The organism is Massilia solisilvae (assembly GCF_024753215.1).
GTDB classification, from domain to species: domain Bacteria; phylum Pseudomonadota; class Gammaproteobacteria; order Burkholderiales; family Burkholderiaceae_D; genus Telluria; species Telluria solisilvae.
The window spans coordinates 369,841-393,629 of record NZ_JANUGV010000003.1 but is presented as its reverse complement, the minus strand read 5'-3'; the positions used below and the strand labels follow the sequence as shown (position 1 = coordinate 393,629).

The window sequence follows — 23,789 nt, the reverse complement described above, 5'->3', positions numbered from 1 at the left end:
GTGAATGCATCTAAGCAACACCTGACCCCCATTGGAATTTTGCGAAAGGATGTTCACCATGAAGCTGACCGCCACCGCCACCGCCCTGTGCCTGAGCCTTGCCTGCGCCGGCGCCCTGGCCAACGAACCGACCGAGAAGGACGCGATCGCCATGGCCGAGCGCGGCGCCGCGTTCTTCAAGGCCCACGGCAAGGAAGAGCTGATGAAGAAGATCGCGGCCAAGGACCCGGATTTTTCCCAGGGCTCGCTGTACATCGACATGCGCGACATCAAGACCGGCATCGTGCTGGCGCACCCGCACAACCCGTCGATCGTGGGCAAGGACCTGACCGACGTGCCGGACGCCAACGGCAAGAAATACCGCCGCGAGATCATCGAACTGGCCGCCGCCAAGGGCAAGGGCTGGGTGGACTACATGTACAAGAACCCGGTCTCGGGCAAGATCGAGCCGAAGACCACCTACATCCTGAAGGTGGACGATTTCGTGCTGGAGGCCGGCCTGTACAAGAAGTGATCGGCTGGTACGCGGGCGGCATGCAGCCGCCCTTTTTCGTTTTCGCCGGGAGGCAAGCATGTTGAAGAAACTGCGAATCGGCCCCAAGCTGCTGCTGGCGCCGGGCCTGGTCCTGTTGCTGCTGACCCTGCTGTCGGGGGCGTCCTACTACGGCATGGTGCGCCAGAACGCCTCGCTCGAGAACATGGTGCTGGTGCGCGCCGCCCACCTGAAGAGCGCGGCCGACGTCGCCGGCGAGGCCAAGGGTGCGCACGCCAACATTTACCAGCTGCTGGCCTGGGTGAACGGCAGCTTCGCCAAGAACCGGCTCGACGCGCTGGTGGCCACGATCAACCAGAAACACGCCACCATCGGCGCCCAGCTCGACGCGCTGGCCAAGGTCTCCAGCGTGGACGAGCGCAAGCTGGTCGATGCCTCGGCGCGCGCGCTGGCGGCCTACCGCAAGAGCGTGGCCGAAACCATCGAGATGGCCCAGGTGGACGTATCGATCGCCGCCAATTCAATGCAGAAGGCGGAGGCGCAATTCGTCACCCTCAACGGCCAGCTGGCCCAGCTGTCGGCGCTGGAAAAGACGCTCAGCGAAACGGCTTACGCCGGCGCGCGCGCCGAATTCCGCTCGCTGGGCGTGACGATGGCGGTGCTGGTGCTGCTGTCGATCGCGCTGTCGCTGGTGGTCACGATGCTGGTGCGGCGCGCCATGCTGGGCGACATCCGCGCCATTGCCGACGTGGTGGCCGAGCTGGCCGAAGGGCGGCTGATCGCGTGCCGCCGCAACGAAGGCCGCGACGAGATCGCCGACACCTCGCGCGCGCTCGACCACACCATCGCCAACCTGAACGCGGCGCTGCGCAAGATCCTGTCCTCGGTGGCGTCGATCGACACCGCATCGCGCGAGATCGCCACCGGCAACCTGGACCTGTCCACCCGCACCGAGATGCAGGCCGGTTCGCTGCAGCAGACCGCCAGCGCCATGCAGACCCTGACCACGGCGGTCAAGGACAACGCCACCAACGCGCGCCAGGCCACCGAGCTGGCGGCCGAGGCGGCGCGGCTGGCTTCCGATGGCGGCGACGCGGTCAACCGCGCGGTCAAGACCATGGAGTCGATCAAGGCCAGCTCGCGCAAGATCGTCGAGATCATCGGCGTGATCGACGGGATCTCGTTCCAGACCAACATCCTGGCATTGAACGCCGCGGTGGAAGCGGCGCGCGCCGGCGAGCAGGGGCGCGGTTTTGCGGTGGTGGCGGCCGAAGTGCGCACGCTGGCGCAGCGCTCGGCGGCGGCGGCCAAGGAGATCAAGGCGCTGATCGCCAGCTCGGTGGCGGTGATCGACAGCGGCAGCGACTCGGTCAACCAGGCCGGCGCCAGCATGGGCAACATCGTCGCGTCGGTCCGGCAGGTCAACGAGATCATCGAGCGCATCAGCGCGGCCAGCACCGAGCAGGCGGACGGCATTGCCGAAGTCAACCGGGCGGTCGGGCAGATGGACGACATGACCCAGCAGAACGCGGCCCTGGTCGAACAGGCCGCGGCGGCGGCCGAAAGCCTGCACGAGCAGTCGGTCAATTTGTCCGAGGCGGTGGCGATCTTCAAGATCGACGGCGCGCCGGCAGCCGCGCCGCCCGCAGCCGAGCCGGAAACCGAGTTCCGCGAGCCGCAGTACGAGCGCCGCGCGCCGGACAGCCCGATGCGCGCAAGCGCCCGGCGCGCCCTGCCCGACCCGGCGCGCTCGCGCAAGCGCGGCTAGCGCCGGGGAAACGACCGGCTCACGTAGCGCGAGCCGGCCAGCCCGAAGCGCCAGGGCACCTCCATCGCCTTGGAAATGCCGATGCGCGGACCGGTGACCACTTCGATCCCGGCCGGCGCGGGCAGCAGCGCGAACGGCGGCGCCCACAGGGAGCTGCCGTTCAGGTCCCGCGTCACGCCCAGCGCCTGGCACAGCTTGCCCGGGCCGGAGCACAGCAGGTAGTCGTTGTCGGTGTGGCGCCGCGCGCGCATCGCGGCGATGCCGGCCACGGGCTCGAGCGCGCGGATCAGCACCCCGGCCCCGTGCCCTTCCTCGCGGCAGACGAAGTTCAGGCACCAGTGGATGCCGTACGAGCGGTACACGTAGGCGTGCGCCGGCGGCCCGAACATCGCCGCGTTGCGCTCGGTCGGGCCGGAATAGGCGTGCGAGGCCGGGTCCTCGCGGTCATAGGCTTCGGTTTCGACGATGCGCCCGCCCACGCCGTCCACCAGCAGCGTCACGCCGATCAGCTGGCGCGCGACCAGGTGCGACGGTTCCTCGAAATCGATTCCGGCAAGCAGCGTTTTAAGCATTCCGAGATTCTATAACGCCCCCGCGGACGAGGTCGCGCTGTCCGTTTCGCCACAGTTTTGATGGTTTTGCTGCAACACCCAGCGCTCTGGTTTATAGTGGCGGTTCCGCGTTTCCGCGCGGAACCATTGGAATCGCCTTGATGAGCAACCTAGCAGCCCACGCCCCCGCAGATTCGGTCGACGCCCTGATCAAGTCGATCCGCATTCCTCCCCGTCCCAGCCTGTTGGCGGACCTGCAGCGCGAGCTGGCCGCGCACGAGCCCTCGCCCGAGGCGATCGCGCGCATTGCGGCGCGCGACGTGGGCATGGCAGCGGCGCTGCTCAAGCTGGCCAATTCCTCGTTCTACGGGGGCAAGCGCAAGGCCAAATCGGTCGAGCAGGCGATCCTGTTCCTCGGGATTAACCAGGTGGCGTCCCTGATGACCGGGCTGCTGGCGCGCCGGACGATCACGGCCGACAGCGCCGCACTGGCCACTTTCTGGGACATCTCGACCCGCCGCGCGCACGCCATGGTCTACCTGTCGCGCCGCCTGCGCATTGGCGAAACCGACGTGGCGCACACCTTTGGGCTGTTCTGCGACACCGGCGTGCCGCTGATGATGGATCGTTTTCCCGGCTATGCCGCCACTTACGGCGCGGCGGCGCTGGACGAGGCGCGCCAGTTCACCGCGCTCGAGGACGAGCGCCACCACGCCAACCACGCGGCCGTGGGCTGCCTGTTGGCGCGCAACTGGGGCCTGTCGGCCGACGTGGGGTGGGCCATCTTGCACCACCACGATCATGCGGTGCTCGACGATGTGGCCACGCCCGATTCGGTGCGCTCGCTGGTTGCACTGTCGCTGCTGGCCGAGCGCGCAATCCGCAAATACCAGGGCGACGGCGACTGCCCGGAATGGAACAAGGGCGGCGCGCGCGCCTGCGCCTACCTTGGCCTGTCGGACGACGAAACCGGCGACCTGCTCGACGCGCTGCACGAGGCGCTGCACGACGACGCCTGACCTTTGACATGCCGTCCACGTCGGAAGATACTGGCTCGATGGAGCGAGGGAGGGTGTCATGAAAATTGCGGCGGTCCTGCTGTCAGCGCTGCTGGCCGGCTGTGCCAGCGCGCCGCCCCCTGCCCTGCCGCCCGGCCCTTCGCTGTTTGACGACGGCGCATTCGGCGCGTCGTCCGAGCCGGTGGATACCAGCACGCTGTTCGCGCTCAGCCCCGAAATGCGGGCCTACCTGCACAGCCCCGGTTTCTCGACCCGCGTGCGCGAGAAAGGCGCGGTGGCCGGGCTGCTCGATGCGCTCTACGACAAGGGCGAACTGAAGCTCGAATACGAATCAAGCACCACCCGCACCGCCGCGCAAACCTTTGCCGCCAAGTCCGGCAACTGCCTGTCGCTGGTGATCATGACGGCCGCGTTCGCGTATCAGCTGGGCATGAAGGTGCAATTTCAGAGCGTGGACGTGGACGAGACCTGGAGCCGCACCTCGGGCCTGTACCTGGTCAGTTCGCACGTGAACCTGTCGCTGAGCACGCGCAACAAGGAAGGGCTGCGCATCGGGGATCTCGACCATCCGGTCACGGTGGACTTTTTGCCGCCGCCGGAAGCGGCGCGCTTTCGCACCCGCGCGCTGGAAGAGGACGACATCGTCACGCTCTACATGAACAACCGCGCGGCCGAAGCGCTGGTGCAGAACCGCATCGACGACGCCTACTGGTGGGCGCGCACGGCGGTGGCGCGGTCGAACGCGCCGGTGATGGCGTTTAACACGCTGGGCGTGGTGTACCAGAAGCGCGGCGACGGCGAGCACGCCGAGCGGGTGTTTCGCGCCGCGCTCGAGCGCGATCCGGACAACCTGGTCGTGATGCAGAACCTGGTGCCGGTGCTGGCCGCGAACGGCAAGCCGGCCGAATCGGCCGCGCTGGCGGCGCGCCTGGCCAGGCTCGACCCGGACCCGCCGTTCCGCTTCTTCGACGAAGGCATGAAGGCGTTCAACCGCGGCGACTACGCGGCGGCCAAACGGCTGTTCGAGCGCGAGGTCGAACGCGCGCCCTACAACGACGAGTTCCACTTCTGGCTGGCGCTGGCCTGCCTGCGCCTGGGGGAACCGGCACGCGCGCGCGAGCAGCTGTCGATCGCCATCGACACCACCACCCGGCGCGAAACGCGCGCGTTGTACTCGGCCAAGCTGGCGCACCTGCGTAGCCTGGTGCCGCAGGCGCCAGCGCGCTAGCGCGTCAGCGGCGGCGCGGGAAACGCTGGTGGGGCGTGGCGGAACGCGTCTCGATATGGCGGAACACGATCCTGCCCTTGTTCAAGTCGTAAGGGGACAGTTCCAGGGTCACCTTGTCACCTGCGAGAATGCGGATGTGGTTCTTCTTCATCTTGCCGGAAGTGTAGGCAACGAGCTTGTGGCCGTTGTCGAGGTCAACGCGAAATCGCATTTCCGGCAGAATTTCGGTCACCATACCGCTCATTTCGATCAGTTCTTCCTTTGCCATGCGTAGGTCCTTTTAAAAAAATGAATAGCAACGCCGACGCAAAGATGCGCGACGCCTGTGTGCCGCGCTGCTCGAGGCGCGCGAACGGGAATGCGGGGTGAAGATGTCAGGGCGGCAGCATTGCGCTGGCCACCGGGTGAATGAGGAAGGGCTGGGAAAAGCCGGCCTTTCATCGGGCTTTGCCTCAGTGTATCACGTGCGTCGATATCGCGTCCGGAAGGCCCTTGCGACGCAGGGCAGCAGGTGCTACCTTGGTGACACCATCGTCAACCCGCGCAAACACTCATCATGTCGACCACGACCCTTAAACTTCCCGATGAAGTCAAGCAACGAGCAGTCAAGGCAGCCCAGGAACTAGGCATCAGTCCGCATGCGTTCATGGTCGACGCCATCCGGCAAGCGACCGATGCAGTAGAACAGCGCTCGCAATTTGTTGCTCATGCACTGGCGGCGCGCGATGAGATGCGCCAGAGCGGACGAGGGCATGACGCGGACGAGGTACGCACGTATCTGCGCACACGCATCAGCGACAAACAGACGCCCAGGCCGGACACCAAGACATGGCGGAAATAAGCTATTCCAGCCAAGCGCTTGCCGACCTTGAGCACATCAGCGACTTTCTAGCAGGGCAAGGTGTCAGCGCACAACTGGAAGCGCTCGACTTGATTGATGATGCAGTAGGTGTACTCGCTCGCCACCCCTTGATCGGCCGACCGGCCGAGTCCGGGCTCAGGGAACTCGTCATCTCACAGGGTAAAACCGGCTATGTCGCACTCTACAGCTATGAAGCCAACGACGATGCCATTCTGATACTCGCGATACGGCACCAGCGCGAAGCCGGATTTTTCCATACTGATGCAGGGCCTCGGAATCCGTGAGCTTTGCGCCACCCGATCACTTCAGCGCCAGCCACGCTTCCAGCTTGCGCTCGTAGCTCATGCTTGCATGGGCGGGTGAAGACGAGGGCAGCACGACGGTGCGAAAGCCCGCCTGCGCGAACTGCGGCGCGAATTTGCCCGATGCCTGGCCGTTGAAGCCAATCGTCTCCAGTTGCGGGCAACGCTCGCGCAGCAGCGCGAAGTCGTTGGCCCGGGCATTGCGGATGCTGGCATCCAGACTGCCCTTGCGCTCGCACGCGCCCAGCACGTCCCACAGACCGATCCGATGGGCGAGCAGCCGCGGCAGCCTTTCGGCATACGGCAGCGCGGCCAGGTCTTCCCCGGCCACGGCGGAGATGAGGCGCCAGAACTGGTTGCGCGGGTGCGCGTAATACTGGCCGGCCGCGAGCGATGCGGCGCCCGGAAAGCTGCCGAGCACGATCACGCGGATCGCCGGCGAAATGACGGGCGCGAGGCCCGCGAGCGGGGCATTCGAACGATCTGGAGTGGAAGCCATGGCAGCGATTCTAGCCGGTGTAGAATTCCCGCATAAAACTGAACACGAGGGGACGACCATGGAACAGGCCGCACAACCGCGCACCATCGACGCGCTGCTCGCGCAGTACGCCGAGAGCCACCGCAACCCGACCAACGAGCTGATCCACATCGTGTGCGTGCCGGTGATCGTGTTCACGCTGCTTGGCATGCTGTGGGCGCTCAATCCGCTGGTCGCGCTGATCGTGGCCGAGGGCTCGCTGTGGTACTACGCCAAGCTGTCGCGCCGGTTCGCGGCCGGCATGTTCGTGATGACCACGCTGATGCTTGGCGTGCTCCTGTTCATGCCGCCGATGACGGTACTGCCGATGTCGCTCGCACTGTTCGTGCTGGCGTGGGTCGGCCAGTTCATCGGCCACAAGATCGAGGGCAAGAAGCCGTCGTTCTTCGACGACCTGCGCTTTTTGCTGATCGGGCCGCTGTTCGTGCTCGGCTTTTTGTACCGCCGGCTGAACCTGGCTTACTGAGCGCGTTACATACAGATACCTTTTGCCGCTGGCAGTGCGCCAAAGCGGCGCGTAAGCTGTCTTCGACCGGACCTCGTTCCGACCGGAGGCTGCCATGAAACTTGTCCCCGTCCTTGTGCTTGCCAGCGTGCTGGCCGGCTGCGCCACGCCGCCGCAATCGTCCAGCGTGTACAACTACTACCAGACGCAGAACGAACAGTTCGTGCGTACCGGCACGGTCGAATCGATCCGCAACGTCAGCATCGTCAATCCCGAGCGGGGCGTGGGCACCGTCGGCGGCGCCGCGCTCGGCGGGCTGGCCGGCTCCAACATCGGCGGCGGCAAGGGCGAGGCGGCGGGTGCGATTGTCGGTGCGCTCGCCGGTGGCTTGCTCGGCCAGCGGATCGAGCAATCCGCCAACACCAAGCAGGGCATCGAGATCACGGTGCGTCTGGACACCGGCGAGCTGGTGGCGATCACGCAGACGGCCGATGAACAGTTCCGGCCGGGCGAGCGCGTGCGTCTGTTGAGTAACGGCACGACGACGCGCGTGTCGCACTGAGGGCGGCGGCGAGCTGGTGCGGCGCCGCCTGGCGCCGCGTATCACCGCGTGGGCACACGGCGCCCACCGGCCATCCATATTCATGCCAACAAGAAACTGCGAAAGCACGTATACTTTCGCGATGCCTTCTTCCGCGCTCTTTGCCATCGCCTCCATCATCTGGGGTTCCACTTTCTGGGCCATCACCCTTGAACTGGGTGAAGTGCCGCCGGCCGTGTCGGTGGTCTATCGCTTTGGCCTGGCGTCGAGCGCGCTGTTCGCAACTTGTCTGCTGCGCGGCGGCAAGCTGATGCTGCCCTGGCGCGCGCAAAAGTGGATGATGTTGCAGGGCCTGCTGACCTTCTGCGTATCCTACGTCTGCACCTACAACGCCGAGCAGCACGTGGTCTCGGCGCTGGTGGCCGTGCTGTTTGCGCTGATGGTGTTCTGGACGCCGGTGTGTGCGCGTGTTGGCCTCGGTACGCCGCTGTCGCCGCGCACCTTCACCGCGGGCATGGCCGCGATCGCCGGTGTGACCATGTTGTTCTGGCAGTCGATCGGCGAAGCGCTGCAGGAGCTGACGCACGGCGGCACCGGCGGCTTTTTGCTGGGCGCAGCGCTGGCGGTGGTGGCCTCCATTGCCAGCTCCGCCGGCAGCGTGGTGGTGACCAAGGTACGCGAGCAGTCGTCCAACCTGATGCTGACGATGGCGTGGTCGATGCTGTGGGGGACACTGTTCGTGGCCCTGTGGTGCGTCGCCACCGGCCAGCCGTTCGTGCTGCCCGCAAAGCCGAGCTACTACGCGGGCCTGATCTACCTGTCGCTGTTCGGCTCGGTGATCGCGTTCTTCGCCTACTTCACCCTCATCAACCGGATCGGCTCGCAAAAAGCCGTGTACACCACCGTGATTTCGCCGGTGATTTCGGTGCTGCTGTCGATCCGCCTCGAACATTTCCGTCCCGGCCTCGTCGAGTGGCTGGGCATCGCAGTGTGCCTGGGCAGCGTGGCCTGGGCCTTGCGCGCGCCGGCCGCCAAGCCGGTATCCATCCGTTTAGACAACGCCATCGAAACCACACCATGACCACGAACCAGCTTTCCATCCGCCCGGCCACCCCTTCCGATGTCACCCACATTTACTCGATGATCCTCGAGCTGGCCGTGTTCGAAAAGCTCGAGCACCTGGTGGTGGCCACCGAGGCGCTGCTGCACGAGGGCCTGTTCGGCGCCAACCCGTCGTGCGAGGCGATCGTCGGCGAGGAGAATGGCCAGGTGGTGACCTTCGCGCTGTTCTTCCATAACTTCTCGACTTTCCTGACCAAGAAAGGCCTGTACCTGGAGGACTTGTACGTGCGCGAATCGCACCGCGGCAAGGGCTACGGCACGGCCATGCTCAAGCACCTGGCGCAGATCGCGGTGGAACGCCAGTGCGGCCGCTTCGAGTGGTCGGTGCTGGACTGGAACGAGCCGGCGATTAATTTTTACAAGGCGATGGGCGCGGCGATCCTGCCCGATTGGCGCATCTGCCGGGTGACCGGGGAATCGCTGACTGCGCTTGCGGCGGACTGAGTCCGACGAAACAGCTGGGCACACGCTGGTTGGACGCGTGGGCAGGAATCTGCCCACCCTGCGTTTCGCGATCCGTCGCGGCAAGAAAAGAAAAGCCCACGGCGCTGTTGCTGCCGTGGGCGAACCCATTTTTTAGATGGGGAGGGGAGACTGGAATCAACAACAAGTTGTACTTTAACTGTTGGGGTCAAGCCATTCCGCTCTCTTTACATCTGGTTACCGCTTTCGCGACTACCCTTAGTTCAATAATTACTCAGCTGGAAAACTGTGGTTTGAGCCCGGTCAACTGGACAGCGCCCGTGTGGCGCGATTGAGTTAACACAAGAACAATGGCCGGCGGTAACCGAAAATGGTGGCTTCTCCAAGAGGGCGACCACCATGAAATCAAGCGTCAAAGCGATCACCTCACAGCTGTACAAGGCGTGGCAAAAAGCGGTGCTGCGGGCCCGCCTCGACAGCTACACGCGCCACCTGCAGGCCATCGCGGCCCAGCGCGAGAATGACTTCCACGCCGAGCGCATGCTGCACCGCGCGGTTTCCGCCACACGGGCCAAGCTGCAATCGCTTTGATCGACGCTGGTTGCGCTGGCCACACAGCCGGTTGGCGCCACGCCTGTTGCGACGCGCCCACGTATCGTCCGCGGTTCCTTGATGCTCAGCAGGCGCTTGCCGGCATCTGCGCCGGCCGCAGCGCGCCCGCGTTGACCACCGCCTGGCAGGGGTTAAAGCCGATGCCGTAGGCCAGGTCGGCCGGGCGCGCAATCTTCCACAGGGCAAAGTCGGCGCGCTTACCGACTTCCAGCGTGCCGGCCTCGTCGTGCATGCCGAGCGCGCGCGCCGCGTGGACGGTGCAGCCCGCCAGCGCTTCCTGTGGCGTCAGGCGCCACAGCGTGCACGCCATGTTCATTGCCAGCAGGAGCGAGGTCATCGGCGAGGTGCCCGGGTTGCAGTCGGTGGCCAGCGCGATCGGCACACCGGCCGCACGCAGCGCGCCTACCGGCGGCACCACCGTCTCGCGCAAGAAGTAAAAGGCGCCCGGCAGCAGCACCGCCACCGTGCCCCCTTCCGCCATCGCACGCACGCCCTCGGGCGACAGATGCTCCAGGTGGTCGGCTGACAGCCCGCCGTAGCGCGCGACCAGCTGCGCGCCCTGCTGGTCCGTCAACTGCTCCGCGTGCAGCTTCACCGGCAGGCCGAGCTTGCGGGCGGTCTCGAACAGGCGCTGCGTCTGGTCGTGCGAAAAGCCGATCCGTTCGCAGAACGCGTCCACCGCGTCCACCAGCCCCTGCCCCGCCAGCTCGGGCAGCATGTGCTCGCACAGGTGGCCGATGTAGTCGTCGGCACGGCCGGCGAACTCGGGCGGCAGCGCATGGGCGCCCAGGAAGGTGGTGGCCACCCGCACCGGCAGCAGTTCGCCGATGCGGCGCGCGGCCTGCAGCATCGCCCGTTCACTTTCCAGCGTCAGGCCATAGCCCGACTTGATCTCGATGGTGGTCACGCCCTCGGCCAGCAGGCTGGCCACGCGCGGCAGGCTGGCGCGCACCAGCTCGTCCACGCTGGCCGCGCGCGTGGCGCGCACCGTGGACATGATGCCGCCGCCGCGCCGTGCGATCTCCTCGTACCCTGCCCCGTTCAGGCGCGCCTCGAACTCGTCGCTGCGGTTGCCGGCATAAACGATATGGGTGTGGCAGTCGATCAGGCCGGGCGTCATCCATGCGCCGCCGCAGTCGTGCACCGCGCGCGCTTCGCCCGGGGCCTGGCCGCGCGGCCCCAGCCAGGCGATGCGCCCGCCCGCCACGGCGATGGCGGCATCGACCAGCTCGCCGTAGCCATCGGTCATGGTGGCCAGGTGCACGTTGGTGAACAGCGCGTCCCAGCGCGCGCGCGCCGGCTCACTCATAGAAAATATCAACGATGAAGATCTCGGCCTGGACCGCCTCCAGCGTCCACAGGGCGTCGCCGTCGAAGACCAGCGCGTCGAACCGCACCATGCCGATGCGCTCGGCATCGTTCGAAACCGTGAGGCTGTCGCCCTGGGCCAGGAACAGCACCGTGACGTCGCCGCGCGGCGCGAACGTGGACGTGCCGGCCAGTACGCGCCGGCCGAACTCGTGATGGCAGCGCTCGCGGCGCGTCATCACGTTGAAGTCGGTGGTGGCGCCGCGATTGAGCTTGGCATCGACGCGGGTCTCGCCGGGGAAGGCCGCCAGCGGCTCGTCCTCGCACACCAGCATGCGCTCGCCATCCTCGAAGTCGAGCGTCACGCCATGGCCCTCGACCAGCACCAGCGTGCGGTCCACGCCCGGAAACTGCGAGAACGGCCCGTCCGCGGCAATCGTGGCCAGGCTCACGCGCCATTCGAACTCGTCGAAGAGCGCGTCAGGCGGGGCGATGGCGATCTCGGTGGTGCTGCCGCCGCCGTTTTTCCACGGGACCGGCGACAGTCCTGCAAAAGGAATCAGAGTGCTCATGGGCGCACCTCGCGCAGTTGGTGGATGGCGTGGCGGTAGCGCTCGGCGATCGCGTCCTGCGCGATGTGGCGAGCGCCCTGCACGACCCAGTGGCCGCCGGCCAGCACGTCGCGCACCAGGTTGTCGTTGCCGCAGAAGATGAAGCGCCCGAGCACGTCCTCGTCGGCCACGCCTTCCAGGTTGGGATGCGCACCATCGAGCACCAGCAGGTCGGCACGCCGCCCCGCCTCGAGCGCGCCAACCCGCCGGCCGGCTGCCTGGGCGCCCCCGCGCAGCGCCTCCTGCCACAGGTATTGGCCGACGTCGGGGCGGTCGCGCGTGGCGGCCACGTTGCGGCGCTGGCGCAAGAGGCGCTGGCCATACTCCAGCCAGCGCAGCTCCTCGACCGGGCTTTGCGACACATGGCTGTCGCTGCCGATCCCGAACTGCCCGCCCGCCTCGATGTAGGAGGCCAGCGGGAACAGACCGTCGCCCAGGTTCGCTTCGGTCGTCGGGCACAGGCCGGCCACTGCGCCGCTCGTGGCCAGCGCCTCGACCTCTTCGTCCACCAGGTGGGTGGCGTGCACCAGGCACCAGTGCTCGTCCACGCCGACGCGCTCCATCAGGTATTCGACCGGCCGCTTGCCGCAGGCCGCAAGGCACTGCTCGACCTCGGCCTGCTGCTCGGCGACGTGGATGTGCAGCGGGCGGCCGTGCGGCAGCGACGCCGCCAGCTCGCGCACCTGCGCCGCGCCGGCCGCGCGCAGCGAGTGCGGCGCGGCGCCCACTTCGAACTGACCGCCGCGCAGTTGTTCCAGGCTTTCGGCGATCGCCAGCACCAGCGCGACGTCGCTGCGAAAGCGCTGCTGCTCCGGCCTGAGCGGCTGCTCGCCGAAGCCGGCATGGCTGTAGAGCACGGGCAGCAGGGTCATGCCGATGCCGGCCTGCTGGGCCCCAGTGGCGATCCGTTCGGCCATCTCGGCCGGGCGCGCGTAGGTGGCGCCGTTGGGGTCACGGTGCAGGTAGTGGAACTCGCACACGGACGTATAGCCGTGGCGCAGGCATTCCACGTACAGCTGTGCCGCAATCGCTTCCAGCTGCGCGGGCGAGATGCGGCCCGCAAACCGGTACATCAGCTCGCGCCAGGTCCAGAAGCTGTCCGGGCCGTCGCCGAGCTTTTCGGTCAAGCCGCCCATCGCGCGTTGGAACGCGTGCGAATGCAGGTTGACCATGCCCGGCACCACGTAGTCGGCGCGCGCCACGCCGAGCCTGGGGGAGGCGCCGGCCTGCACGCGCACCAGGTCGCCCTTGCTGTCCCATTCCACCAGCACGTCGCCCCGCCAGCCCTCGGGCAGCAGCGCATGGCGCGCGAACAGGGCCATCATGTGCGCACCCATTCGAGCGCGGCGCCGACCATCTGGGCCAGCAGCGGCTGGATCTCGGCGGCGACCTCGGGCCGGTAGGCAAACGGCGGCGCCTCATCCATGTACAAGCACTGGCACATCTCGAGCTGGATCGCGTGCACGTTCTCGTGCGGCCGCCCGTAGTGGCGCGTGATGTAGCCGCCCTTGAAGCGGCCGTTGACCGCGATCGAGAACCTGCCGTGCGCGCGCGCCACGTCCACCACCGCTTGCTGCAGCCCCGGGTCGCACGACTTGCCTTCGGCGGTGCCGAAGTTCAGGTCCGGCAGGCGGCCCTCGAAAAAGCGCGGCACGGTGGACGCGATCGAATGCGCGTCCCACAACAGCACGCGGCCGTGCAGCGCCAGCAGGCGGTCCAGTTCGGCGCGCAGCTGGTCGTGGTAGGGACGCCAGTGGCGCGCCAGGCGCCGCTCGACTTCAGCGTGGCCGGGCTCCCTGCCGGGCAGGTACAGGCTCTCGCGGCCGAAGGTATCGACCGGGCACAGGCCGGTGGTGTCCATGCCGGGGTACAGGTTGGTGTCCTCGGGCGGGCGGTTCAGGTCGATGACATAGCGCGACCAGCGCGCCGACAGCACCGAGATGCCCAGCGCCTCGGCGAAGTCGTACAGCCGCGTAAGGTGCCAGTCGGTGTCTGCGAGTGCGCGTGCGCACGGCGCCAGCGTATGCGCGACCTCGTCCGGGATGTCGGTGCCCACGTGCGGCATCGACAACAACATCGGAACAGTGCCTGCCTTGAACCTGAACTCCATGGACGACTCCTGTTGTTAGCTGGGTTGCGATTCAGGCGTGCAGCGCCGCGAACAGCTCCTTGCACGACGCCGACAGCTCGCCGTCGACCACCATGCGGCGCGCGGCCTCGATGTCCGGCGCGAAGAAGCGGTCCTCGTCGAAGCGCGGCACCCGTTGGCGCAGGCGCGCATGCACGTCTTCGAGATAAGCGGAACTGGCGAGCGGCCGGTGGAAGTCGATCCCCTGCGCCGCCGCCAGCAGCTCGATCCCGACGATGACCGCCGTATTGTGCGCCATTTGGCCCAGCCGGCGCGCCGCGAAGGTGGCCATGCTGACGTGGTCCTCCTGGTTGGCCGAGGTGGGCAGGCTGTCCACGCTGGCCGGATGCGCCAGCGACTTGTTCTCCGACGCCAGCGCCGCAGCGGTCACGTGCGCGATCATGAAGCCCGAATTGACGCCCGGCTCGCGCACCAGGAACGGCGGCAGGCCGGACAAGGTGGCGTCGATCAGCAGCGCAATGCGGCGCTCGGCCAGCGCGCCGATCTCGGCGATCGCCAGCGCCAGCGTGTCGGCCGCGAACGCTACCGGCTCGGCGTGGAAGTTCCCGCCCGAGATCACCTCCCCTGCGTCGGCGAACACCAGCGGGTTGTCGGTGACCGCGTTGGCCTCGATCAGCAGGGTGCGCCCGGCGCCCCCGATCAGGTCCATCACGGCGCCCATCACCTGCGGCTGGCAGCGCAGGCTGTACGGGTCCTGCACGCGCTCGTCGCCGACCAGGTGCGAGGCGCGGATCGCGCTGCCGGCCACCAGCTGGCGGTAGATGGCCGCCGCCGCGATCTGGCCCGGCTGCCCGCGCACTGCGTGCACGCGCGGGTCGAACGGCGCGTCGCTGCCGCGCGCGGCGTCCAGCGACAGCGCGCCCGACACCATGCCCGCTTCCAGCAGGCGCTCGGCCATGAACAGTCCGTCGAGCGCGAGCGCGGTCGAGACCTGGGTGCCGTTGATGAGCGCCAGGCCCTCCTTCGGCCCCAGCTCGACCGCTTCGATGCCGGCTCGGGCAAGCGCCTCGCTTGCATCGAGCAGGCGCCCGTCCACGCGCACCTGGCCGACGCCGAGCATGGCCAGCGTCATGTGCGCCAGCGGCGCCAGGTCGCCGGACGCGCCGACCGAGCCCTGCGACGGAATGGCCGGCATGATGCCGGCGTTGTAGAGCGCGACCAGCGTATCGACGATCACGCGCCGCACGCCGGAATAGCCGCGCGCCAGGCTGCCGATTTTGGTCAGAAGGATGAGGCGAACCACTGCGTCAGGCAGCAGCTCGCCGGTGCCGACCGCATGCGACAGGATCAGGTTGCGCTGCAGCTGCGCCAGCTGGTCGTGCTCGATGTGCTTTTTGGCGAGCAGGCCAAAGCCGGTGTTGATGCCGTACGCCGGGTCGCCCTTGGCGACGATGGCCTGGACCGCGGCGGCGGAGGCGTCGATGGCAGCGTAGGCGCCGGGTTCGAGCGCGAGCGTGCCACGCGCTCCCCACGCGGCGCGCAGGTCGTTCAAGGTGAGTGCGCCGGGGCGCAGGACGAGGCTGGATTCGGATCGTTTCATGGATGCCTTACTTGATCATCGGGAGGTTCAGGCCGGCGCGCCGGGCGCAGGCCACCGCGCTGTCGTAGCCGGCGTCGGCATGGCGCATCACGCCCGAAGCCGGGTCGTTGAACAGCACGCGCGACAGGCGCTGGGCCGCGGCCTCGGTGCCGTCGGCCACGATCACCACGCCCGCGTGCTGCGAGTAGCCCATGCCCACGCCGCCGCCGTGGTGCAGCGAAACCCAGGTTGCACCGCCGGCCGTGTTGAGCAGGGCGTTGAGCAGCGGCCAGTCGGACACCGCGTCGGTCCCGTCGCGCATCGCCTCGGTCTCGCGGTTGGGGCTGGCCACCGAGCCGGTGTCGAGGTGGTCGCGGCCGATCACGATGGGCGCCTTGAGCTCGCCGTTCTTCACCATCTCGTTGAACGCCAGGCCCGCCAGGTGGCGCTCGCCCAGCCCGAGCCAGCAGATGCGCGCCGGCAGGCCCTGGAAGGCGATGCGCTCGCGCGCCATGTCGAGCCAGCGGTGCACGTGGCGGTGCTGCGGGAACAGCTCCTTGATCTTGGCGTCGGTCTTGTAGATGTCCTCCGGATCGCCGGACAGCGCAACCCAGCGGAACGGCCCGCGCCCTTCGCAGAACTGCGGACGGATGTAGGCCGGCACGAAGCCCGGGAAGTCGAACGCCTCTTTCACGCCCTCGTCGAGCGCGACCTGGCGGATGTTGTTGCCGTAGTCAACCGCGCGCGCGCCCATCAGCTTGAAGTCGAGGATGGCGCGCACGTGCTCGGCGCAGGATTGCGCCGCCGCCTTGGTCAGGCGGGCGTGCTGCGCCGGGTCCTGCTGGGCCGTGCGCCACTCTCCGATCGTCCAGCCGCGCGGCAGGTAGCCGTGGACCAGGTCGTGCGCCGAGGTCTGGTCGGTGACGAGGTCGGGCACCAGGCCGCCGGCGCGCGCACGGCGCACCAGCTCCGGCAGCACCTCGGCCGCATTGCCGAGCAGGCCGATCGAGACCGCCTCGCGCCGCGCCTTGTGCTCGGCCACCAGCGCCAGCGCCTCGTCGATGCTGGCGGCCTGCTTGTCCAGGTAGCGGGTGCGCAGGCGGAAGTCGATGCGGGTCTGGTCGCATTCGACCACCAGCGACACCGCGCCCGCGAACGTGGCCGCCAGCGGCTGCGCGCCGCCCATGCCGCCCAGGCCCGCGGTCAGGATCCAGCGCCCCGCCATGTCGCCGCCAAAGTGCTGGCGCCCGGCCTCGGCAAAGGTCTCGTAGGTGCCCTGCACGATACCCTGGGTGCCGATGTAGATCCAGCTGCCGGCCGTCATCTGGCCGAACATGAACAGACCCTTGCGGTCCAGTTCGTTGAAGTGTTCCCAGGTGGCCCACTTGGGCACGAGGTTGGAGTTGGCCAGCAGCACCCTCGGGGCGTCGGGATGGGTACGGAACACGCCCACCGGCTTGCCGGACTGCACCAGCAGGGTCTGGTCGTCCTCGAGCTCGCGCAGCGTGGCCAGGATCTGGTCGAAGCACGCCCAGTTGCGCGCGGCGCGGCCGATGCCGCCATAGACCACCAGGCGCTGCGGGTCCTCCGCGACCTCGGCATCGAGATTGTTTTGCAGCATGCGGTAGGCTGCTTCGGTCAGCCAGCTCTTGCAGCTAAGCTCGCTGCCGCGGGGGGCGCGAACGACGCGGCTGGGATCGAAGCGCGGGTCGACGCCGGATTGGTGCGATTCTGCGGTCATGGCAACTCCCTTCGAAAGGAAACGGCGCGCGAAACCGATCGCGCGCCTTGCGATGCTCAGAGTCTAAGTTGTCTATACAACCTTGTCAAACCGGCCGGACCCGGCGTGCCGCCTGGATCAACGACCGTCTTGCTGCAGCACGGGACGGCCGGCCACCCAGGTCTGCAGGACGCGGGTCTGGTAGATATCGTACGGCGACATCTTGAACAGGTCACGGTCGATCACGATGAAGTCCGCGTATTTACCAGGTTCCAGCGAGCCTACGTTGTTTTCCTGGTGGCCGGCGTATGCTGCGTCAAGCGTGAAGCAGCGGAACGCTTCCTTGAGCGACATTTCCTGCTCGGGATACCAGCCGGCAATCGGCTGGCCCTGGTGGTCCTGCCGGGTCACGGCCGCGTGGATGCCGTAGAACGGGTTGGGCGACTCGACCGGGAAATCGGAACCGCAGGCGATGCGCGAACCCTGTTGCAGGAAGGTGCGCCAGGCATAGGCGCCCTTGATGCGCTCGTGCCCCACGCGCTGCTCGGCCATGTTCTTGTCCGAGGTCGCATGGGTCGGCTGCATCGACGGGATGATGCCGATCGATTTGAAGCGCGGCAGGTCGCTGAGGGCCACCACCTGCGCGTGCTCGATGCGGTGGCGCAGCGCGCCGGTCTTCGTGGCCGGGATCTCCTTGGCGAAGGTGTCGAGGATCTGGCGGTTGCCGGCGTCGCCGATCGCGTGCACGTTGACCTGGTAGCCCTTCTGCATGGCCTTCTTCATCATCGCGTCGATCTCGGCGCTCTTGTGGAACAGCAGGCCGTGCGAGGCCGGTTCGTCCGAATATGGCTGGATCAGCGCGGCGCCACGGCTGCCCAGTGCGCCGTCGGCGTACAGCTTGACGGCGGCCAGCGCGTACATGTCGCCGGCATAGCTTTTGAGCGGGCCGTTCTTGGCCAGCTGATCGAAGTCGGCGCCGGTGCCGCCGATCATGGCGTAGATGCGCGCGGTCAGCTTGCCGTGGTCGGCGTAGTCGCGGTACAGACGGTCTTCGTTCACGCCGATGCCGGCGTCGTGCACGCTGGTCAGGCCCACCTGCGCCATTTGCCTGAGCGCGGCGTCGAGCTGGCGGCGCGCCTCCTGTTCACCCAGCCTGGGCACAACGCGGTTGACCAATTCCTGCGCCGCGTCCACCAGCACACCGGTCGGGTTGCCGTCGGCGTCGCGCATGATCCTGCCGCCCACCGGATCCGGCGTGGCCTTGGTGATGCCGGCTGCCGCCAGCGCGCGGCTGTTGGCCCAGCCGGCGTGGCCGTCCACGCGCTGCAGCCATACCGGGCGGTCGCCCACCACGGCATCGAGTTCGGCGGCGGTCGGGAAGCGCCCCAGCTTCCAGTTCTCCTGGTTCCAGCCGCGCCCATGCAGCCAATCCCCTGCGCTGCGCGTGGCCGCGTACTGGCCAATGGCCTTGAGCGCATCGGCCAGCGAGGTGGTGGCGGACAGGTCGAGCTGGGTCAGCATGCCGCCCAGGCCGAACACGTGGCCGTGCGCGTCGATCAGGCCCGGCAGCACGGTCTGGCCGTGCAGGTCCACATGCTTTGCGCCCGGCGCCCTGGCGGCCACCTCGCCCGCCGCGCCCACCGCGATGATGCGGCCCTTGTCATCGAACGCCATCGATTCGAACTGCACCATGTCGCCCTTGGTATTGAGCGTGTAGCCGTTGGCGCGGTCGATCACCGTATCGGCATGGGCAAGGCTGGCGAAGCCGACGGCGGCAAGCAAGGAACACTGCAGGGGAATCTGGCGCAGGCGCATGGGATGTTTTCTCCGTTCTTGTGATGGAGGACCCCATTGCGGGATCCGGGGCAAGAAGCAGAGTGTATAGAAAATTGCGGAATGGTCAAACCGCAGCGGATGAGCTCAGGCAGCGTCGTGGAAGATGATGCCGAGCGTGTGCCGCACGCCACTGCGCACGCGGCTCACGCCGTGCCGCATATTGACGCGGTATGGCCCGCGCGTGCCGCCCACCGGCCGCTGGCTGACGGGGAAGATCACGGCATCGCCCTGCGCCAGCGGCACCACCTCGACGCGCGACTGCATGCGCGGCCGCTGTTCGGTCAGCACGAATTGGCCGCCGGTGAAATCCGCCCCCGGGCGCGACAGCAGCACCGCCACCTGCAGCGGGAAGACCAGTTCGCCGTACAGGTCCTGGTGCAGGCAGTTGTAGTCGCCCGCGCCGTATTGCAGCAGCAGCGGCGTCGGGCGCGTCTGGCCGGCGGCATGGCAGCGCGCCAGGTACTCGGCATGGGCAGGCGGAAAGCGCCCGGACTCGCCCAGCGCCTGTTGCCAGCCGTTGGCGATGCGCGCCAGCGGCTCGTAGAGCGCGCCGCGCAACGCGGCCAGCCCTGGCGGCAGCGGATAGGCAAAGTACTGGTATTCGCCGCGCCCGAAATGGAAGCGCTCCATCACCACCCGGCTGCGAAACAGCCCGGGCCGCGCATAGCTTTGCGCGTAGCTGTCGCATTCGGCGGGAGACAGCAGGCCGGGGATGGTCGCGCAGCCGAACGCATCGAGCTCTTCGCGCACGCGCTCCCAGTCGTGCGTGATCATCGGCTGCCCTCGCGTTCGAGCAGCGCCTGCTTGCGCTCCACGCCCCAGCGGTAGCCGGAAAGCGCGCCGTCGTTGCGCACCACGCGATGACAGGGAACGGCCACCGCCAGCGCATTGGCGGCGCAGGCGCTGGCCACGGCGCGCGCGCCCTGCGGCATGCCCAGGCGCCGCGCCAGTTCGGCATAGCTCACGGTCTGCCCGGCCGGGATCTCGCGCAGCGCCTGCCACACCCGCTGCTGGAACACGGTGCCGCGCACGTCCAGCGGCAGGTCCAGGCCGATGCCGGGCGCCTCGACAAAGCCGACCACCAGCGCCACCGTGCGTTCGAAAGCGGCGTCGCCGCCCAAGAGCTCGGCGCGCGGGAAGCGGTCCTGCAGGTCGCGCACCAGGAGCTCGGGGTCGTCGCCGATCAGGATCGCGCAGATGCCCTTGGCAGTGGAAGCGACCAGGATCGCGCCGAGCGAGCAGCCGCCGACGGCGAACCGGATCGTCTCGCCGCTGCCGCCGGCGCGAAACCGGGTCGGCGTCATGCCCAGCACCTCGTTCGAGGCTGCGTACAAGCGCGCGCTCGAATTGAAGCCGGCATCGTAGGCCGCCGTGGTCACGCTCGGCGCCTGCGCCAGCTCGCGCTTGAGGCGTTCGGCGCGGCGCGCGGCGGCATAGGCCCTGGGCGTGATTCCGGTGTGGGCCTTGAACACGCGGTGGAAGTGGAACCGGCTCATGCCCGCTTCCTGCGCCAGGCTGTCCAGGTCCGGCTGTTCCTCGGCTTGTTCGATCAGGCGGCAGGCGCGCGCGACCGCGGCGGCCTGGCGCTCGGCCAGCGGCGGCTCGCCGGGGCGGCAGCGCAGGCAGGCGCGAAAGCCGGCGGCCGCGGCATCGGCGCAACTGTCGTGGAAAGCGACGTTCTCACGGCGGGCCGGGCGCGACGGGCACGATGGCCGGCAGTACACCCCAGTGCTCCTGACTGAATAGACGAACAGGCCGTCGGCGCTTGCGTCGCGCGCGCGCACGGCGGCCCAGCGCTCGTCTAAGGTGGCAAATCGCTTGCTGCTTGGTGCTTGCATGGCGCGCTCCTCTGGTTGGCATTGGGACCATCGTAGTGCCCCGCCGCCGCGCCGGCACTCCGACTCTTGCTGTCGAATTGGCGGTAGAATCCGGCTATACCCGGCCGCGTCGCCGGGAACTTCGGAGAGTAGTTTGGAAGAACACAGCGCGCAAGACAACACCCCGATCTTCCAGCGCATCAAGGACTACCTGGTTGCCGAAATCGCCAGCGGCCGCTGGAAAGAGGGGGACCTGGTGCCGTCCGAGCAGGCGCTGGTGCGCCAGTTCGGGGTATCGCGCATGACCGTCAACCGTGCCGTGCGCGAGCTGACCGCCGAGCAGGTGCTGACCCGCCGCCAGGGCGCCGGCACCTTCGTCGCCCCCCAAAAGTACCAGGCCACGCTGGTCGAGATCCGCAACATCGCCGACGAAATCCGGGCCCGCGGCCATGCGCACCGCAGCGATTGCCGCCTGCTCGAGCGCGCCCCGGCCAGCGAGGCGCTGGCGGCCCGCTTCGGGGTGGCGCCGGGCACGCCGCTGTTCCATTCGGTTATCGTGCACCTGGAAGACGAGGTACCGATCCAGGTCGAGGACCGCTGGGTCAATCCAGCCTGCGCGCCGTCCTACCTGGAGCAGGACTTTTCCAGCATCACCCCGAACGAGCACCTGATGAAGGCCGCCCCGCTGTCCGGCGCCACCTACCGCATCGAGGCGCTGCCGGCGCCCGCGGAGGTCGCGGCCATGCTCGGGATCGAAGCCAAGGCCTGCTGTCTGGTGCTCAAACGCCAGACCATGTCGCGCGGCATGGTGGCCACGGTCGCGACGATGTGGCACCCCGGCCATCTGGCGCAATTCTCGGGGAGCGTCGGCTAGGCGCGCCGGGTTCGGCAAAGCCGTTGCGCACCCGCCGTGCATGTTGAGATTTTGTACAAACGCCGGAACACTTTTCTGGAAAATCGGTTATTATTTCGACTAATCCCCGCCTGACTCCCTCTAGCCGCCCTCCAGATATTGAATATCGCACACCGTGTCTCCACCATCGTGTGCGCCGGCCTGGCAGACAGGCGGCAGCCGGTTGATCGATCGACGGGCAAGGCATTAATTGACTACCTCACTTGAGGAACATAATGAGCGAAAACATCAAACACATCAGCGATGCCTCTTTTGAAACCGACGTGCTCAAGTCCGAGCGCCCGGTCCTGGTCGACTTCTGGGCCGAGTGGTGCGGCCCCTGCAAGATGATCGCCCCGATCCTGGAAGAGGTCGCGAAAGAATACGACGGCAAGATCGTGGTCGCCAAGATGGACGTGGACGCCAACCAGACCGTGCCGGCCAAGTTCGGCATCCGCGGCATCCCGACCCTGATCCTGTTCAAGAACGGCGTGGCGGCGGCCCAGAAGGTTGGCGCAATGGCCAAGGGCCAGCTGACCTCGTTCATCGACAGCAATATCTGATACCATAGGCGGCGGCAGCGCGCCCGCGCTGCCGTCATTTCCCAAACGGGCACCGGGGTTTAAGCTCCAGCCCAGTTTAACGAACCCGCGTAGTTCCCTCCCCTACCTTTACTTTCCCGCCACGGGACACCCACACACATGCACCTCTCAGAACTGAAGGCAATGCACGTCTCCGCCTTGCTGGAGATGGCGATCAGCCTCGATATCGACAACGCAGCGCGCCTGCGCAAACAAGAACTCATGTTCGCGATCCTGAAAAAGCGCGCGAAACAGGGCGAGCAGATTTTCGGCGACGGCGCGCTCGAAGTGCTGCCCGACGGCTTCGGCTTTTTGCGCTCGCCGGATGCGAGCTACATGGCCTCGACCGACGACATCTACATCTCGCCGTCGCAGATCCGCCGTTTCAACCTGCACACGGGCGATTCGATCGAGGGTGAGGTGCGTACGCCGAAGGATGGCGAGCGCTATTTCGCGCTGGTGAAGGTGGACAAGGTCAACGGCGAATCGCCGGAAGCGTCCAAGCACCGCATCCTGTTCGAGAACCTGACGCCGCTGCACCCGAACGTGCCGCTGCGCCTGGAACGCGACATGAACGGCGCCGAGAACATCACCGGCCGCATCATCGACCTGATCGCGCCGATCGGCAAAGGCCAGCGCGGCCTGCTGGTGGCCTCGCCCAAGTCGGGCAAGTCGGTCATGCTGCAGCACATTGCGCACGCGATCACGGCCAACCACCCCGATGTCACCCTCATCGTGCTGCTGATCGACGAGCGCCCCGAGGAAGTGACCGAGATGCAGCGTTCGGTGCGCGGCGAAGTGGTGGCCTCCACCTTCGACGAACCGGCCACCCGCCACGTGCAGGTCGCCGAGATGGTGCTGGAAAAAGCCAAGCGCCTGGTCGAGATGAAGAAGGACGTGGTGATCCTGCTGGACTCGATCACCCGCCTGGCACGCGCCTACAACACCGTGATCCCGGCCTCGGGCAAGGTGCTGACCGGCGGCGTGGACGCCAACGCGCTGCAGCGCCCGAAGCGCTTCTTCGGCGCGGCGCGTAACGTCGAAGAAGGCGGCTCGCTGACCATCGTGGCCACTGCGCTGATCGAAACCGGCTCCCGCATGGACGACGTGATCTACGAAGAATTCAAGGGTACCGGCAACATGGAGGTGCACCTGGAGCGCCGCCTGGCCGAGAAGCGCGTGTACCCGGCGATCAACCTGAACAAATCCGGCACCCGCCGCGAGGAACTCTTGATCAAGCCGGACCAGCTGCAGAAGATCTGGATCCTGCGCAAGCTGCTGTACTCGATGGACGAGATCGAGGCGATGGAGTTCATCCTCGACAAGATGCGCGCGACGAAGAACAACGTGGAGTTCTTCGACATGATGCGCCGAGGCGGGTAACCCCTCCCGCCACAAGTGAGGCGCAAGGAGCTTGGCCAAGCATGGCCAAGCCGTTCCGCAGGCATGGGG

The 23,789-nt window shown here is 67.4% G+C and carries 26 protein-coding genes; 14 read left to right on the top strand and 12 right to left on the bottom strand.

The features are described 5' to 3' along the window. Positions 1-58: 58 nt before the first annotated feature. Positions 59-514 (top strand): cache domain-containing protein, encoded by a 456-nt coding sequence (locus NX773_RS14745; RefSeq protein WP_258857070.1) that lies wholly within the window; start codon positions 59-61, stop codon positions 512-514. A 58-nt stretch (positions 515-572) separates the two neighbouring features. Then, positions 573-2,261, top strand: a complete 1,689-nt coding sequence (locus tag NX773_RS14740) for a methyl-accepting chemotaxis protein (RefSeq protein WP_258857069.1) — start codon at positions 573-575, stop codon at positions 2,259-2,261. Here NX773_RS14740 and NX773_RS14735 read toward each other — a convergent pair. After that, positions 2,258-2,833, bottom strand: coding sequence for a DNA-3-methyladenine glycosylase (locus NX773_RS14735; protein WP_258857067.1), 576 nt, complete (start codon positions 2,831-2,833; stop codon positions 2,258-2,260). The genes NX773_RS14740 and NX773_RS14735 overlap by 4 nt on opposite strands. A gap of 140 nt (positions 2,834-2,973) precedes the next feature. Between NX773_RS14735 and NX773_RS14730 the strand changes: the two genes are divergently transcribed. Beyond that, positions 2,974-3,831 carry an HDOD domain-containing protein gene (locus NX773_RS14730; RefSeq protein ID WP_258857066.1) on the top strand — a complete coding sequence of 286 codons (858 nt, stop codon included), beginning with the start codon at positions 2,974-2,976 and terminating at the stop codon, positions 3,829-3,831. 58 nt (positions 3,832-3,889) lie between these two features. Continuing rightward, positions 3,890-5,059: a tetratricopeptide repeat protein gene (locus NX773_RS14725; protein ID WP_258857065.1), complete on the top strand. Its 1,170-nt coding sequence runs from the start codon at positions 3,890-3,892 to the stop codon at positions 5,057-5,059. Positions 5,060-5,063: 4 nt separating this feature from the next. Here the strand turns inward: NX773_RS14725 and infA are convergent, their stop codons facing one another. Continuing rightward, complete coding sequence (gene infA, locus NX773_RS14720; protein WP_258857064.1) at positions 5,064-5,327, bottom strand: translation initiation factor IF-1; 264 nt, start codon at positions 5,325-5,327, stop codon at positions 5,064-5,066. A 288-nt stretch (positions 5,328-5,615) separates the two neighbouring features. Here infA and NX773_RS14715 point away from each other — a divergent pair, with 288 nt between their 5' ends. Together NX773_RS14715 and NX773_RS14710 are read left to right on the top strand one after the other, a co-directional pair. Continuing rightward, positions 5,616-5,900, top strand: a complete 285-nt coding sequence (locus NX773_RS14715; protein ID WP_258857063.1) for a CopG family ribbon-helix-helix protein — start codon at positions 5,616-5,618, stop codon at positions 5,898-5,900. After that, positions 5,888-6,205 (top strand): type II toxin-antitoxin system RelE/ParE family toxin, encoded by a 318-nt coding sequence (locus NX773_RS14710; protein WP_258857062.1) that lies wholly within the window; start codon positions 5,888-5,890, stop codon positions 6,203-6,205. Before NX773_RS14715 ends, NX773_RS14710 begins: the two co-directional genes overlap by 13 nt. A 16-nt stretch (positions 6,206-6,221) precedes the next feature. On the opposite strand, the gene NX773_RS14705 is transcribed toward NX773_RS14710, so the two are convergent. Beyond that, positions 6,222-6,722, bottom strand: coding sequence for a DNA-deoxyinosine glycosylase (locus tag NX773_RS14705; protein ID WP_258857061.1), 501 nt, complete (start codon positions 6,720-6,722; stop codon positions 6,222-6,224). A gap of 58 nt (positions 6,723-6,780) precedes the next feature. Here NX773_RS14705 and NX773_RS14700 point away from each other — a divergent pair, with 58 nt between their 5' ends. The 5 genes from NX773_RS14700 to NX773_RS14680 all read left to right on the top strand — a co-directional run bounded on the left by NX773_RS14700 (position 6,781) and on the right by NX773_RS14680 (position 9,883). Continuing rightward, positions 6,781-7,227, top strand: a complete 447-nt coding sequence (locus NX773_RS14700; RefSeq protein ID WP_258857060.1) for an Mpo1 family 2-hydroxy fatty acid dioxygenase — start codon at positions 6,781-6,783, stop codon at positions 7,225-7,227. Between the two features lie 94 nt (positions 7,228-7,321). Next, entirely contained in the window at positions 7,322-7,768 is a 447-nt protein-coding gene (locus NX773_RS14695; protein ID WP_258857059.1) for an outer membrane lipoprotein, read from the top strand. 121 nt (positions 7,769-7,889) lie between these two features. Then, positions 7,890-8,828 carry a DMT family transporter gene (locus NX773_RS14690; protein ID WP_258857058.1) on the top strand — a complete coding sequence of 313 codons (939 nt, stop codon included), beginning with the start codon at positions 7,890-7,892 and terminating at the stop codon, positions 8,826-8,828. After that, entirely contained in the window at positions 8,825-9,313 is a 489-nt protein-coding gene (locus NX773_RS14685) for a GNAT family N-acetyltransferase (RefSeq protein ID WP_258857057.1), read from the top strand. Before NX773_RS14690 ends, NX773_RS14685 begins: the two co-directional genes overlap by 4 nt. Before the next feature lie 378 nt (positions 9,314-9,691). Continuing rightward, on the top strand, positions 9,692-9,883 hold the full coding sequence (locus NX773_RS14680; RefSeq protein WP_258857056.1) for a hypothetical protein: 192 nt from the start codon (positions 9,692-9,694) through the stop codon (positions 9,881-9,883). 85 nt (positions 9,884-9,968) lie between these two features. Here the strand turns inward: NX773_RS14680 and hutI are convergent, their stop codons facing one another. From hutI to ada, 9 genes are all read right to left on the bottom strand, one after another. Continuing rightward, positions 9,969-11,213 (bottom strand): imidazolonepropionase, encoded by a 1,245-nt coding sequence (gene hutI / locus NX773_RS14675; RefSeq protein ID WP_258857055.1) that lies wholly within the window; start codon positions 11,211-11,213, stop codon positions 9,969-9,971. Then, on the bottom strand, positions 11,206-11,784 hold the full coding sequence (locus NX773_RS14670; RefSeq protein ID WP_258857054.1) for a HutD/Ves family protein: 579 nt from the start codon (positions 11,782-11,784) through the stop codon (positions 11,206-11,208). The genes hutI and NX773_RS14670 overlap by 8 nt, the downstream gene beginning before the upstream one ends. Beyond that, positions 11,781-13,148 carry a formimidoylglutamate deiminase gene (locus NX773_RS14665; protein ID WP_258857053.1) on the bottom strand — a complete coding sequence of 456 codons (1,368 nt, stop codon included), beginning with the start codon at positions 13,146-13,148 and terminating at the stop codon, positions 11,781-11,783. Before NX773_RS14665 ends, NX773_RS14670 begins: the two co-directional genes overlap by 4 nt. After that, positions 13,145-13,933 carry an N-formylglutamate deformylase gene (hutG, locus tag NX773_RS14660; RefSeq protein WP_258857052.1) on the bottom strand — a complete coding sequence of 263 codons (789 nt, stop codon included), beginning with the start codon at positions 13,931-13,933 and terminating at the stop codon, positions 13,145-13,147. The genes NX773_RS14665 and hutG overlap by 4 nt, the downstream gene beginning before the upstream one ends. A 31-nt stretch (positions 13,934-13,964) precedes the next feature. After that, on the bottom strand, positions 13,965-15,512 hold the full coding sequence (gene hutH / locus NX773_RS14655) for a histidine ammonia-lyase (protein WP_258857051.1): 1,548 nt from the start codon (positions 15,510-15,512) through the stop codon (positions 13,965-13,967). Between the two features lie 7 nt (positions 15,513-15,519). Beyond that, positions 15,520-17,232, bottom strand: coding sequence for a urocanate hydratase (hutU, locus tag NX773_RS14650; protein WP_258857050.1), 1,713 nt, complete (start codon positions 17,230-17,232; stop codon positions 15,520-15,522). A gap of 117 nt (positions 17,233-17,349) precedes the next feature. Then, positions 17,350-19,026 carry an amidohydrolase gene (locus NX773_RS14645; RefSeq protein WP_258857049.1) on the bottom strand — a complete coding sequence of 559 codons (1,677 nt, stop codon included), beginning with the start codon at positions 19,024-19,026 and terminating at the stop codon, positions 17,350-17,352. A gap of 105 nt (positions 19,027-19,131) precedes the next feature. Continuing rightward, positions 19,132-19,821, bottom strand: a complete 690-nt coding sequence (locus NX773_RS14640; RefSeq protein WP_258857048.1) for a 2OG-Fe(II) oxygenase — start codon at positions 19,819-19,821, stop codon at positions 19,132-19,134. Next, positions 19,818-20,885: a bifunctional DNA-binding transcriptional regulator/O6-methylguanine-DNA methyltransferase Ada gene (gene ada, locus NX773_RS14635; protein ID WP_258857047.1), complete on the bottom strand. Its 1,068-nt coding sequence runs from the start codon at positions 20,883-20,885 to the stop codon at positions 19,818-19,820. The genes NX773_RS14640 and ada overlap by 4 nt, the downstream gene beginning before the upstream one ends. 133 nt (positions 20,886-21,018) lie before the next feature. On the opposite strand from ada, the gene hutC reads away from it, so the two are divergent. The 3 genes from hutC (at position 21,019) to rho (ending at position 23,720) form a co-directional block, all read left to right on the top strand. Further along, a complete protein-coding gene (gene hutC, locus NX773_RS14630; RefSeq protein ID WP_258857046.1) occupies positions 21,019-21,738 on the top strand; it encodes a histidine utilization transcriptional repressor HutC in 720 nt (239 codons plus the stop codon). A 254-nt stretch (positions 21,739-21,992) separates the two neighbouring features. Continuing rightward, a complete protein-coding gene (gene trxA / locus NX773_RS14625; RefSeq protein ID WP_258823497.1) occupies positions 21,993-22,319 on the top strand; it encodes a thioredoxin TrxA in 327 nt (108 codons plus the stop codon). A 138-nt stretch (positions 22,320-22,457) separates the two neighbouring features. After that, the gene (gene rho, locus NX773_RS14620; RefSeq protein WP_258823496.1) at positions 22,458-23,720 is read left to right on the top strand and encodes a transcription termination factor Rho; all 1,263 of its coding nucleotides are present in this window, start codon (positions 22,458-22,460) and stop codon (positions 23,718-23,720) included. Positions 23,721-23,789: the final 69 nt, after the last annotated feature.